10 protein-coding genes are annotated in these 13,999 nt (G+C 51.9%); 5 read left to right on the top strand and 5 right to left on the bottom strand.

Annotated elements, in window-relative coordinates:
* Nucleotides 1-14: 14 nt before the first annotated feature.
* Nucleotides 15-1,739: a ShlB/FhaC/HecB family hemolysin secretion/activation protein gene (locus tag ETV65_RS00865; protein ID WP_240782799.1), complete on the bottom strand. Its 1,725-nt coding sequence runs from the start codon at nt 1,737-1,739 to the stop codon at nt 15-17.
* Nucleotides 1,740-2,156: 417 nt separating this feature from the next.
* A complete protein-coding gene (locus ETV65_RS00860; RefSeq protein ID WP_129951128.1) occupies nt 2,157-2,921 on the bottom strand; it encodes a DUF481 domain-containing protein in 765 nt (254 codons plus the stop codon).
* A 467-nt stretch (nt 2,922-3,388) separates the two neighbouring features.
* Here ETV65_RS00860 and nadE point away from each other — a divergent pair, with 467 nt between their 5' ends.
* Both nadE and ETV65_RS00850 read left to right on the top strand, forming a co-directional pair.
* On the top strand, nt 3,389-4,219 hold the full coding sequence (gene nadE, locus ETV65_RS00855; protein WP_129951127.1) for an ammonia-dependent NAD(+) synthetase: 831 nt from the start codon (nt 3,389-3,391) through the stop codon (nt 4,217-4,219).
* Between the two features lie 150 nt (nt 4,220-4,369).
* Nucleotides 4,370-5,566, top strand: coding sequence for a multidrug effflux MFS transporter (locus ETV65_RS00850; RefSeq protein ID WP_129951126.1), 1,197 nt, complete (start codon nt 4,370-4,372; stop codon nt 5,564-5,566).
* 6 nt (nt 5,567-5,572) lie between these two features.
* Here the strand turns inward: ETV65_RS00850 and dadX are convergent, their stop codons facing one another.
* Nucleotides 5,573-6,646, bottom strand: a complete 1,074-nt coding sequence (gene dadX / locus ETV65_RS00845) for a catabolic alanine racemase DadX (protein WP_129951125.1) — start codon at nt 6,644-6,646, stop codon at nt 5,573-5,575.
* 72 nt (nt 6,647-6,718) lie between these two features.
* Nucleotides 6,719-8,020, bottom strand: a complete 1,302-nt coding sequence (locus tag ETV65_RS00840) for a D-amino acid dehydrogenase (protein ID WP_129951124.1) — start codon at nt 8,018-8,020, stop codon at nt 6,719-6,721.
* Nucleotides 8,021-8,666: 646 nt separating this feature from the next.
* Between ETV65_RS00840 and ETV65_RS00835 the strand changes: the two genes are divergently transcribed.
* Complete coding sequence (locus ETV65_RS00835; protein ID WP_129951123.1) at nt 8,667-9,497, top strand: alpha/beta hydrolase; 831 nt, start codon at nt 8,667-8,669, stop codon at nt 9,495-9,497.
* 251 nt (nt 9,498-9,748) lie between these two features.
* Nucleotides 9,749-11,284 carry a SpoVR family protein gene (locus ETV65_RS00830; protein ID WP_129951122.1) on the top strand — a complete coding sequence of 512 codons (1,536 nt, stop codon included), beginning with the start codon at nt 9,749-9,751 and terminating at the stop codon, nt 11,282-11,284.
* 66 nt (nt 11,285-11,350) lie between these two features.
* Here ETV65_RS00830 and fadR read toward each other — a convergent pair whose 3' ends face one another.
* On the bottom strand, nt 11,351-12,073 hold the full coding sequence (fadR, locus tag ETV65_RS00825; protein ID WP_129951121.1) for a fatty acid metabolism transcriptional regulator FadR: 723 nt from the start codon (nt 12,071-12,073) through the stop codon (nt 11,351-11,353).
* A gap of 242 nt (nt 12,074-12,315) precedes the next feature.
* Here fadR and nhaB point away from each other — a divergent pair, with 242 nt between their 5' ends.
* Nucleotides 12,316-13,893, top strand: coding sequence for a sodium/proton antiporter NhaB (nhaB, locus tag ETV65_RS00820; protein WP_129951120.1), 1,578 nt, complete (start codon nt 12,316-12,318; stop codon nt 13,891-13,893).
* Nucleotides 13,894-13,999 lie beyond the last annotated feature (106 nt).

Here is a 13,999-nt window from a genome sequence, read left to right as displayed (position 1 = left end):
GTAGAGGTACAACGCTAAAGTGCAAAGCCGATGCGGTAGTAGACCGTGACGCGATCCGGTGCCAGTGAGTCCGGATAGCTCAGCGGCCAGCCGACGGTAAACTGGCTGGAGAAATGTGCGTTACTGCTCGATAAACCCACCGCCCCGCCCCATAAGGTGCCGGACGCATTGGTGTCGTGATTGCTGCGTTGCAGGTAGCCGCCGTCAAGCGCGGTCACGGCGCTGATTTGTCCGAGCACCGGCAGCGCGAACAGTTGGGTATCCAGCTCGTTGCGCCAGTAGCCGCCGTTGTCGCCGGAGAGGTATTGCTCTTTGAACCCGCGCACCGAGCTTTCGCCGCCAATCGTCAGGCGTTCGCTGCCGTAAAGACGGTCATCGCCCCACTGGCCGTAGGCGCTGGTCTGCCAGGTAATGCGTTGCGTGACAGGCCGGTAATAGCTGGTGGACAGCGTCCATTTAGAGAACTCCGCGCGCGGGGCATCCGGGTTTTTATCTTCATCACTCTCGCCGCCAAACCACGGCACGCCACGGCTGAACGCCGGGTTAAGCGTGGCGTATCCGCCCCAGAGTTTCTGGCTGTGGTTGATACCGGCGGTCCAGCTGGTCAGGCTGCGGGTGCTGCTTTCCAGCGGGGCATCGTTGAGATAATTTCGGTTGAGGCGGTGCGTCAGCCCGAGGCTGGCGGCGGTTTTCATGTCGCCGTTGCGAAACAGTACGCGGGAAAGGGTGAAGCGGTGCGCCTGGCTGTCGCCGGTGGAGCGCCACAGATAGCCCTGCGATTCAATGGTGCTCAGGTAGTCGCTGTAGCTGTAGTTGTAATCAAACAGCCAGTAGCCGTAAGGCAGATTGACGCCCGCCTGCACGCTTTTCGCGTCGTGGTCGCTTGCGCCGTCGCTGCTGCGTGACGCGCTGACAAACCACTGGTCCGCCAGCCCGAGCAGGTTATTGCCGGTCAGCGAGCCGCTGACCTGTCCGGTGCCGGTGCTTTTCTGCCCTGAGTTATCAAAACCGGCGCTGGCCTGCAGGGGAAGCTCAGGCTTTGAGGTGAGGTTGACGATGGAGTATCCTGGCTGGCTGCCGGGCTGGATTTCAATCTGCACCGGCGTTTTGCGCAGCCGGTTAATCTGCTCCATCCCCTGCTCGATATCGCGCAGGTTAAGAATTTTACCGGTCAGCCCCGGAAACGCCATCGCCAGCATTGCGCCGCGCTGGTTTTCCATTTTGATGGCTTCGAGTTTGCCTTCCATCACCGTGAGTTGCAGCGTGCCGGAAGACAAATCCTGTTCGGTGAGAAACGCGCGGCTGGTGATATAGCCCTGGCCGATATACCAGTCGGAGACCTGTTTCACCAGGGCATTAATCTGGCCAATACCGAGGCACTGTTGCAGATAGGGTTGAGTGAGTTTTTGCCGGATGCGCGCGGGCATATGGTCTGCGCCGCTGAGGGTAATGTCGTGAATATCAAAGCACGGGCCGCCGGAGTGTACGGGAGTTTGCGGCGCGGGGGCGACTGACGTGCTGCGCTCCAGTTCCTGACGCTGCTGCTGGTTCTGCTGCAGAAGTTGCCGCTGCTGCTGTTCGATACTGTCGCGGTCGGCGGGGCTGAGCGGCGCGGCCTGCACGGCAAGGGAAAATATCACCGGTAGCACCAGCAGACAGGAAACGCGCCATCGCTGGGCAAGACGCACGTACGCTGAAACAGTGCGGGCTAATGGTGTAACAGTGCTTATGATTTCCATATCCGCTGTTTTCTCGGGCCTGCACCACTTTGCTGTATGCCTCAAAAACACAGCATCAGAAATGGCTATGGCATTGATCTAAGATTAAACATTCACCTCCTATCGGCAGGGATAAAATTTACTTTAGGCATTTTTTTTAAATTTCCGTAAAAAATTCTACAAGAGAAAAAATTGAATCATAAGAAATTATGATTTGTAGGGGTATTCATCCCGTTTATGCTGCCTGCAGGGTTACCGGTCTTTTCCAGGTATTTTCGTATGCTTAAAAAAAGCAGAATTCAGACAATGAAAGTCAGACGTTTCGTTTAACAGCCCTCCGCTTATTTAAAATCCAGTTTAATATTCTGGCAAAATAAGCCATAAAAAAAGCCAGAGGATTTCTCCTCTGACTTTTTGGCATAACGTCCCGAAAGGAAGTTACAGACCGTACACCAGGTTTACAGACGTCACGGTATCGGTTTTATCCGGCGCGCTGGCGGGTGGCTTGGTGTTATAGGTGACGTCATACGCCACTTTCAACGAGAAGTGGGAGTTGATCGCAACGGTCAGCGCGGTTTCTGAGTTCAGCGTCGTTTCGTCGTTCGCTAATACAGACACACCCTGCGTGAAGCGCGCAGTATCGCTGATCTGATAACCGTAAGTGCCTGAGGCATAAGCCAGCGCACGGGTGGTGTTACCGCCCTGTTCGAATTCATCATGACGTACACCCGGACCGGCTTCCAGATTCAGTGTATGAACCGGACCGCTCCAGATCTGACGTCCATAACCGACGGCACCCACAGTACGTGAACGGTAACCGTTATAACGGTCACTCAGCCAACTGCCCTGACCGAACACATAGTTCGCGTTGTCAAGGTTATAACGTGTACGGCCACCGGCCTGATACTTCTCGGAGGAACGCACACCGGAAGAAGAGGTATTACGCGCAGAACCCCACAGGCTGTATGCCGTGTTGGTATCAAACCAGGTCATGGTGGTATCAGCATTCAGCGTGGAGTTGCTGGTGTTACCGGTTTGCGCACTGTAACCCGCCTGAACATTGCCCTCGAACGGCTTTTTCGCCTGAGCAGGGTCATCTAACGCGGTGAAAATGGTGGTGTCTGCAAGGCTTGAAATACTGAACAGCGCTGCACCGCAGACTACGGCACAAGCTGGTAAACGACGAACAACCCGAAAAAACATTTTGTTTCCCCAATAGGACTTAAGGCAAATAACGACACTGGAACCACACGATTTATGCCATTAATTAGGATCCGTTAATCAAGCCTGGCAACTCCATTTCGATGGCATATGCATACAAATATTTCTACCGCAACAAATATAACGCACTCAGCCCAGGATATCTTAATAAAGCGGCTTTTTTGGATAGTTCCGAGTGACATATATTTCCGGCAATAGAAACATACGAAATCATTACAATCCTGTTCATTGATTTTTTATTCCAATGAGGGGCGAAAATGATTTATTACGCGCCACACTTTACTTCTTCCTGCCGCTTTGGTTCGAAATATTGCGAGCCGGCAGCGTACAGATTTCCGCCTAACTCGTCGCTGAATCTTGTCCTTTTGAGTAATGCGGGGTAGTTTTACCCTGATAACGTCTTATTTTTGCCTCGGGTTCCTCGAAGGCAGCCTTCAGGAGGAGTAGTCATGGCTTTACAACAAGAGATTATTCAGGCTCTGCACGTTAAACCCCACATCGATGCCGCACAGGAAGTTCGTGCCAGCGTTGATTTTCTCAAAAGTTACCTGCTGGCCCACCCGTTCATCAAGACACTGGTTCTGGGTATCAGCGGCGGGCAAGATTCTACTCTTACCGGCAAACTTTGCCAAACAGCAATTAATGAATTACGTGCACAAACCCATGATGGCGACTACCAGTTCATTGCCGTGCGCTTGCCGTATGGCGTGCAGGCGGATGAATCGGACTGTCAGGATGCCATTGCGTTCATTCAGCCGGATCAGGTTCTGACCGTCAATATCAAAAATGCTGTTCTGGCGAGCGAAGCGACCTTACGTGAAATTGGCATTGAACTGAGCGATTTTATTAAAGGGAACGAAAAAGCCCGTGAGCGCATGAAAGCGCAGTACAGCATCGCCGGGATGAAAAAAGGCGTGGTCGTCGGGACGGATCATGCCGCCGAAGCCGTAACCGGTTTCTATACCAAATATGGCGATGGCGGTACGGATATTAATCCCCTTTTCCGTCTGAATAAACGTCAGGGGAAAGCACTGCTCAGGGAAATGGGTTGCCCGGCGCATCTGTATACAAAAGCCCCGACGGCGGATCTTGAAGACAACCGCCCTGCCTTGCCGGATGAAGCCGCACTCGGTGTAACCTATGATTTGATCGACGACTATCTGGAAGGCAAGAAAATCGACGATAAATATGCCGCCATTATTGAGGGCTGGTACCTGCGCACTGAGCATAAACGTCAGCTGCCGGTAACCGTATTTGATGATTTCTGGAAGAAAAAATAAGCCTTCCGTCATGGCTTAGCTACCGGGCACCTGCGGGTGTCCGGATTTATTCACCGTGCTCACCGGTCTGATTATCACAAGCTTCTTTCCATTCATTAACGAAATCATTACCCTTAGCGTCCTTCCGGATGACTGACAGTGATGTTTTCAATGCAAAAATTTCTTTTCCTGCTGCTGAGTATGGTGCTGCTTGGCCCTTTAGGTATTGATTTATACCTGCCTGCCATTCCCGCCATTGCACTCGGTTTACAGAGCACCGAGGCGGTGATCCAGTCCTCAATTTCATTATTTATTCTGGTGATGGGGCTCGGACAGCTGGTGGCCGGTCCGCTGGTTGATAAATGGGGTCGTCGCCCGATCGCCATTATCGGCGTTGTGGTGTATCTGGCGGGTGCAATCGTTGCCGCGACGTCCGTCACACCGTGGATGTTTTTATTATCCCGCGTCATTCAGGGGCTGGCTGTCTGCTGCACGTCCGTGGTGATTTTCAGCAGCGTGCGCGACCGGATGAGTGGCAATGAGGCCGCCCGCGCATATGGTTTTCTCAACGGCACACTGAATATTATCCCTGCACTGGCCCCGCTGATCGGCGGCCTGATCGCCCAGTATTATGGCTGGCGTGCACCTTTCTGGGCATTGGCCGGTTATACGCTGGCGGTGATGTTGCTGGTGATATTCAAACTACCGGAGACACGCCCTGCTGATACCCGGACCAACAGCGGTCTGCCTTTCCGTCAGTATGCCCGCATTTTGTTCAACGCCCGCTTCATGACCTTTGCACTGGTAAATGCCGGCGCCATGGGGATGGCGCTGACGTATGTATCGCTGGCACCGACCGTATTGATGAACATCGCCGGGCTGACGCCATTGCAATTTTCGCTGGTATTCGGGGCGAACGGCTTCTGGATTATGGCGGTGAGTTTTATCGCCAACCGCATTATTCATAAAGTGGGACGCCCGGTTTGTCTGACTGCCGGCGGCATTCTTATGTTTGCCGGTTGCCTCGGGCTGATTGCCGGTATTACGCTGGTTTCACCTGCAGACCAAACCGCCACCTGGCTGTATATGCTGCCGGTCGCCAGCGCCTGTGCCGGTCTGGCGTTTCTGGTGGGTCCGGCCACCAGTTATGCACTGGAACCGTTCTCCGGCGAAGCAGGCGTTGCTTCAGCCCTGGTAGGTTCGGTGCAAATGGCGGGCGGTGCACTACTCGGTTTTATCGCCATGGCATTACCGTTACAGCCTAAACTGAGCCTGTCGCTGGTGATGCTGGCAGGCGGATGTCTGGCAGTGCTGGCACGTCGTGCGAGCAAAAAATCGACGGGCCGTCTGACCCGCCTGGAACCGTAATACTTTCTAACCGATTGTCGATACCGGTACGCGGGGTGCCAGCGCACTCAGCAATTCGTAGCCCAGCGTACCGGCCGCCGTTGCCACTTCATCCACCGGTAAATTATTTCCCCACAACTCAACCGGCGAACCAATCTGTGCCTGCGGACAGGGTGTTAAATCCACGGCCAGCATATCCATTGAAACCGTGCCGACTGTCGTTGTTCGCACGCCATCAACCCAAACCGGCGTACCGGAAGTGGCATGGCGCGGATATCCGTCTGCATAACCACAGGCCACCACGCCGATGCGCTGAGGCCGCGTGACACTGTAACGCCCGCCGTAACCCACCCGTGCGCCGGCGTTAAGCTCCTGTATGGCGATCAGCTCACTGTTAAGCGTCATCACCGGTTGCAGGCCGGTATGCGCAATATCTTTCCACTCACCGCTCGGCGACGCACCATAGATAATAATTCCCGGGCGGATCCAGTCATGATGCGTATGCGGATGCCACAACGTCGCAGCGGAATTCGCCAGACATCTCGGGCCGCGGATATTCTGCCCGGCGAGGTTAATCGCAGCCATCTGCGCGTCAACCCCCTCCACGCTGTCAGCAGTGGCGAAATGGCTCATCAGCGTCATTTCTCCCACCTGCTTCAGCTCGCGTAACTGCTGCCAGACATCCCCGGCACGTTCCGGCGCAAAACCCAGACGGTTCATACCACTGTTTACTTTCAGGTAGATATCGACCGGCTGGCTGACGCTGGCATGTGCAAGGGCTTTTATTTGCCATTCGCTGTGTACGGACGTGGTCAGACGATATTGATCAACCCTCGTCAAATCCTCAGCCGTAAAAAAACCTTCGAGCAGTAATATCGGCCCCTGCCAGCCGGACTCACGCAATAAAATGGCTTCATTGAAATCAAGCAAGGCGAAACCATCGGTGGCCGATAAACTGCGCCAGATACGGGAAATACCATGACCGTAACCGTTCGCTTTCACCACCGTCCAGACTTTACTGCGAGGGGCAAAGCCGCGAATGAGGTGTAAATTATGGGTTAATGCAGACAGGGATAATGTGGCTGAAATCGGGCGTGGCATACCGGCTCCGGCAATAAGCAAAGTAAAACCCATACAATGTCAATCACCGTATGGGATGGGATTACAGCAGATTCAGCCTACCGGATGCATGTTATGCGGACCTGCCGGACGGGCGATGAAATCCGGGCTGTAACGCTCAACCGACAGATCATCGGACGGGATCGCAGGCGTCACGCCGGACATAATATCCGACAGCAACTGCCCGGAGCCACAGGCCATCGTCCAGCCGAGCGTCCCGTGGCCGGTATTGAGATACAAATTCTTAATGCGCGTACGTCCGACAATCGGCGTGCCGTCCGGTGTCATCGGTCGTAACCCCGTCCAGAAGGTTGCCTGTCCGACATTACCGCCGTGAGGATAGAGATCTTTCACCACCATCTCCAGCGTTTCACGGCGCGCCTGCGCCAGCTTCAGGTTGAAGCCGACAATCTCCGCCATCCCCCCCACGCGGATGCGGTTATCAAAACGGGTGATGGCAATTTTGTAGGTTTCATCAAGCACGGTAGACACCGGTGCAGAGGCCGGATCGGTAATCGGAATGGTCAGCGAATAGCCTTTCAGCGGATAAACCGGAATGGCGATCAGATCGCGCAGCAACGCAGTCGAATATGAACCGAATGCCACAACGTAAGCATCCGCCCTGACGATCTCATTGCCACACTGCACGCCGGTGATCTCACCATTTTCAACATGCAGCTTATCTACAGTGCGGTTGAATTCGAAAACAACGCCCGCCTGACGCGCCATATCGGCCAGTTTACGGGTAAACATCTGGCAGTCACCGGTTTCATCATTAGGTAAACGCAGGCCACCGGTCAGTTTGTGCGCGACCTGTGCCAGCGCCGGCTCTGCGATCGCCAGCTGGCTGGATTCGAGCAACTGATACGGCACACCGGCGTCTTCCAGCACGGCAATATCTTTCGCTGCACTTTCGAACTGCTGTGCGGTACGGAAAAGCTGCAATGTGCCGCCCTGCCGGCCCTCGTACTGAATGCCGGTGTCGTCACGCAGCGCTTTCATGCAGTCACGGCTGTATTCCGCCAGACGAACCATGCGGCTCTTGTTAGTCTGATAATGGTCCATATTGCAGTTACGCAACATTTGCCACATCCATTTCAGCTGAAACTGCGTTCCGTCGAGACGGATCGCCAGAGGCGCATGCTTCTGGAACATCCATTTAACGGCTTTGACCGGAACACCCGGAGCCGCCCATGGCGCGGCATAGCCCGGTGAGATCTGTCCCGCATTGCCCGCGCTGGTTTCTTCTGCCGGGCCTGGCTGACGATCAATGACCGTCACCTGATGGCCCGCTTTAGCCAGATACCATGCACTGGCGACACCGACCACACCACTGCCTAAAATCACCACACGCATATCGACTCCACTCCGCGACAAAACAAAGCATAATATTCTGATGACAGGAAATTAACCTGACTAAGAAAAATCACCAACACAGCCACTCATAACCGTGAGGTCTTTCACATTTATTTATCGTTCATGACAGCATTTTTTTCAATAGCCACAAATAAATAACGATATTTCGCAACATTCTGGCCATCCGGGAAGAAATTTATGGCGATATGATAGCAATGACTTCATTGAAATCAGAAGATATCCGGGACTTCAGGCGGCGTTTTGTTTTAGTTTTTTATTCTTTTATATCGTTACATTTAAAGAACAAAACACCATAAACCATCGCAAGTGTGATATTCCCTCGTCCCGGACAGAAAATTGACGTTCCGGTTGAACGGGGATTTATAAACGAGGCAAAGCAGAAGCTGATCCGTAAGGCGCAGAGAGCAGGAAGAATAGTGCCCTTAATAAGCGAAATTCTGACGGCGTCACCGGGACACCAGGTTTCAATATATCCCCCCCCGTTCAACATCGGTTAATTTTTGCCACCCAGTCCTGCGATATTGTCAGTTTAAAATGTGATGCACATCGCAACTGTTTAATTACTGACCTACACTTCGAGTGGATTCATATCCGCACTGTTCATTTCAGCCATAAGGAGTCGCCTGTGAATAACTCAAACTTTCTGAAGCTTAAAGATGGTACACAACTTTTTTATAAGGACTGGGGCAGCGGCCAGCCGGTGGTTTTCAGTCACGGCTGGCCCCTGTCATCTGATGCTTTTGAAGATCAAATGCTGTTTCTGGCGAATAAAGGTTATCGCGTTATCGCCCATGACCGCCGCGGCCACGGACGTTCTTCCCAGACCTGGGAGGGCAATAATATGGACCAGTACGGTGATGATATGGCCGAGCTGACAGCGCATCTGGACCTTAAGGATGCCATTCACGTCGGGCACTCCACCGGCGGTGGCGAGGTGGCCCGTTATATCGGCCGGCATGGCACTTCACGTGTGGCAAAAGCGGTGCTGATTGGCGCGGTGCCACCGATTATGATCAAAACTGAATTCAACCCGGTCGGTTTGCCGCTTTCTGTTTTCGACGGGATCCGTGAAGGCGTACGGAAAGACCGTTCACAGTTCTTCCTCGATTTGCCTGATGCCTTTTATGGCTTTAACCGCCCGGGTGCGCAGGCATCCGAAGGCTTGCGTCAGAGCTTCTGGTTGCAGGGTATGCAGGGTTCAATCAAGGCACTTTATGATTGTGTCAAAGCGTTTTCTGAAACCGACCAGCGCGAAGATCTGAAAAAAATGACTATCCCGACGCTGGTGATTTACGGTGATGATGACCAGATTGTGCCACCGGCATCCTCCAGCGAAGCCGCGCTTAAATTGTTACCGAATGGTAAACGTAAAGTTTATCCGGGTGCCTCTCATGGTTTGTGCAGCACCCATAAAGATCAGATAAATCAAGATTTGTTAGAATTTATCCGCAGTTAATCCCCGCCGTTCGTTTTATTCTCTCCGGTTGTTCACCCAAAGCCTGACTGCCTGCGGCTTTGGGTTCTTCATGGCCCCCGATTGACAGTGTCCTGCCATAAGGATATAGATTTGTTGAGGAAGGGATTCAAGGTGTTTATCTAACGACACACTCAGATTGAGCTACGATTATCAATGGACGTACGAAATCTTAAGAAAAGGTTGTGAATCAAACACTCTGTAACGTCCATAACTGAATGAGGGTGCGGCTTATGACGACAGTGACCCATGAGCATAAAACTGAGGACAAACGTCTTAGCGATGGACCGGACTGGACGTTTGAGTTATTGCAAACCTATCTTGAAGAGATTGACCGGGTGGCAAAGTCCTACCGGCTGGAAACTTATCCGCATCAAATCGAGATCATTACCTCCGAACAAATGATGGATGCCTATTCCAGTATTGGCATGCCGATCAATTACACACACTGGTCGTTCGGGAAGAAATTCATCGAAACCGAACAATTGTACAAACACGGGCAGCAAGGTCTGGCGTACGAAATCGTCATTAACTCCAATCCCTGTATCGCCTATCTGATGGAAGAAAATACCATCACCATGCAGGCGCTGGTGATGGCGCACGCCTGCTACGGGCATAATTCTTTCTTCAAAAATAACTATCTGTTTAAAAGCTGGACCGACGCCAGTTCCATCGTCGATTACCTGCTGTTCGCCAAACGTTATATCAGCGAATGCGAAGAGCGTTACGGGGTCGATGAAGTCGAGAAACTGCTGGACTCCTGCCACGCGCTGATGAATTACGGGGTTGACCGCTATAAGCGTCCGCAAAAAATATCGCTGCAGGAGGAACTGGCACGACAAAAAAGCCGCGAGGAATACCTGCAAAGCCAGGTGAATTCCCTGTGGAAAACATTGCCGCGCAAAGACAGTGTAGACACACCAGAACAGGCACGCCGTTTCCCGCCGGAACCCCAGGAAAATCTGCTGTATTTTATGGAAAAAAATGCCCCTCTGCTGGAATCCTGGCAGCGGGAAATTTTGCGTATTGTGCGTAAAATCAGCCAGTATTTTTATCCGCAGAAGCAAACACAGGTCATGAACGAAGGCTGGGCGACGTTCTGGCATTACACCATCCTGAATCATCTGTATGACGAAGGAAAAGTCTCCGACCGTTTCATCCTGGAGTTTCTGCACAGTCACACGAATGTGGTGTATCAGCCGCCTTATAACAGCCCCTATTACAGTGGCATCAACCCGTATGCTCTGGGTTTTGCGATGATGCAGGACATCAAGCGTATCTGTCAGGAGCCGACGGAGGAAGACCGCTACTGGTTCCCGGATATCGCCGGGTCAGACTGGCTCGACACGCTGCATTTTGCGATGCGTGACTTTAAGGACGAAAGCTTCATCAGCCAGTTTCTTTCACCGAAAGTGATGCGTGATTTCCGTTTGTTTACGGTGCTCGATGATGATCACAATAACTACCTGGAAATCGCCGCCATCCATAATGAGGAAGGTTATCGTGCAATCCGTCAGGAATTATCGGCGCAATACAATCTGAGCAATCACGAACCGAATATTCAGGTCTGGAATGTGGATTTGCGCGGAGACCGTTCGCTGACCTTGCGCTATATTCCTCAGGATCGCGCGCCGCTTGATAAGAGCCGTCGTGAAGTCATGAAACACGTCCACCGTCTGTGGGGCTTCGATGTCTTCATCGAGCAACTCAATGAAGATGGCAGCGTTGAACTGCTGGAGCGCTGCCCGCCACGTCCGACGCCGCTGTAACTGAATAGGCTTCTGGCATTAAAAAAGGGCGCTGAGCGCCCTTTCTGATATTTGTCTATCTCACTCTTAACGATGCTTTTGCTCAGTCAGATCACCCGGCATCGCGCCCTGCATGCTGTGCCAGATTTCACCACTCTGACGTCCATAATTGCGCACACAATCCACAATTTGTTCGTAGCTTTTTTCGTGGCAAATTTCTGACAGTTTTTTATAAAAGCTGATGGCTAATTTGCGCGCTTCAGGGTTGGAGAAGTAATAGCGTCCGACGCGGGTATAAAGACCCCGCAGCCCGTTGATGATAAGACCATAAATCGGGTTACCGGAAGCAAATGCCAGACCACGGAAAATACCGTAATCAAGCGCCGTAAACGCTTCGGCATGATCTTCCACCTCTGTAGCCTTAGCGAGAACCTGCTGGGTTTCCTCCGGGTTGGTACGCATCGCTTTACGGATAAAAATCGTCGCGATGTTAGTACGCACGGACAGCAGATTATCAATCAGTTGCGGTACGCTGTCGTGATCCAGACGCGCCAGCGTTTCAAGAATATTCAGGCCGGATGTTTCCCAGAAATTATTCACTTTCGTCGGCTTGCCATGCTGAATAGTTAACCAACCGTCGCGGGCAAGCCGCTGTAACACTTCACGCAATGTGGTTCGGGTCACGCCAATGAGTTCTGAAAGCTCTCTCTCAGCAGGCAAAATGGAGCCCGGAGGGAAGCGGCTGTTCCAGATACTTTCGATGATATACTCTTCGGCAAAACCGGCAGGACTTTGTGCCTTAATAACCATGTGTTTGTCGTTCCGTGTGGGGCTTTTATTAGGGATATAGTTCTGCTCATCATACCAGATGAAAATGCCCTGTTATAGCGTCCGCAGGGAACTAATGCTGAAACTGTGGAAGGGCTTACAGAATTTCACCTTTTTCAAGCGTTTATTACCTTGTCCCTGGCATTGGAAAAATCCAGTCAGACGATTAAACTTACTTATCTTTTTGACATATTGACAAGCTATATAAAGGATCTTTAGGGAATATGGAAACAACCTACAGTCGTGCATTTATAAAGAATTTTCTCGGTCAGTCGCCAGCCTGGTACAAAATAGCAATTCTGGCTTTTCTGATCATTAACCCGCTGATTTTCTTCCTGGTCAGTCCTTTTATCGCGGGCTGGTTGCTGGTCGTCGAGTTCATTTTAACATTAGGCATGGCGCTTAAATGCTACCCGCTGCAGCCGGGTGGATTGCTCGCCATCGAAGCCGTGATGATCGGCATGACCAGCGCAGAGCGCATCCGCGAAGAAGTCTCTGCTAATCTGGAAGTCATCTTGTTGCTGATTTTCATGGTTGCTGGCATCTATTTCATGAAGCAGTTACTGTTAACCGTGTTCACCAAACTGTTATTGAATCTGCGCAACAAAATCGCCCTTTCACTGGCTTTCTGTTTTGCTGCGGCATTTCTCTCCGCATTCCTGGACGCATTGACCGTGATTGCCGTGGTGATCAGCGTTTCAGCGGGCTTTTATTCGATTTATCACAACGTTGCTTCAAATCAGAACGAAAATGCTGAGATCACCGATGACAGTTCGTTTACGGGTAATCAGCAGCACCAGGCGGTACTTGAACAATTCCGCGCATTTTTACGCAGCCTGATGATGCACGCCGGTGTCGGTACGGCACTCGGCGGCGTGATGACGATGGTTGGCGAACCGCAAAACCTGATCATCGCGAAAAGTGCAGGCTGGCAATTCACCGATTTCCTGATCCGCATGTCGCCCGTCAGCGTGCCCGTTTTTATCTGCGGATTAATCGTATGTGCCCTGGTAGAACGCTTCCGCTGGTTTGGCTACGGTGCGCAACTGCCACACCCTGTGTATGAAGTACTTAAAAAGTTTGATCAAAAGAACAGCGAGAACAGCACCCGGCAGGAACGTATTAAACTGGCCATACAGGCGCTGATTGGCGTGTGGCTGATTGTTGCGCTGGCATTCCATCTGGCAGAAGTTGGCCTGATTGGCCTTACGGTGATTATCTTTGCAACCGCATTATGCGGCGTCACGGATGAACATGCGATCGGCAAGGCATTCCAGGATTCACTGCCGTTTACCGCCCTGCTGACGGTGTTTTTTGCCATTGTCGCCGTGATCGTAGAACAACATCTGTTCAGCCCTATCATTCACTTTGTGCTTCAGGCTGCGCCATCGAGCCAGCTTTCGCTATTTTACCTGTTCAACGGATTGCTTTCCTCGGTGTCAGATAACGTTTTCGTCGGTACGGTTTACATCAACGAAGCAAAATCGGCGCTGGAAAATGGCATCATCGATCTGAAACAATTTGAGATGCTGGCGGTGGCGATTAATACCGGTACTAACCTGCCTTCCGTGGCGACACCAAATGGTCAGGCGGCATTCCTGTTCCTGCTGACTTCTGCCCTCGCACCGCTGATCCGGCTTTCTTATGGAAGAATGGTCTGGATGGCATTGCCATACACCGTCGTCATGACGCTGGTTGGCCTGTTGTGTGTTCAGTATCTGCTGCCCGATATGACGCAGTGGTTTAACGACATGGGATGGCTGAGTTTGCCCCCGGTAACGCAAATCATGACGGTGCATTGATCGGGGTAAGCGTGAGTCAGTAATTTCCTCTAAACGGCTTCACTCAGAAAATTACAGAATTTAAAGTCGAATTGTCCGATTTATATTAATTATTTACCGAATATTT

This window comes from Rahnella sp. RFA10(1/100), assembly GCF_004195115.1.
In the GTDB taxonomy this organism is placed as follows: Bacteria; Pseudomonadota; Gammaproteobacteria; order Enterobacterales; family Enterobacteriaceae; genus Rahnella; species Rahnella perminowiae.
Note: the sequence above shows the minus strand (reverse complement) of the source record. Positions and strands in the feature narration are given on the sequence as shown.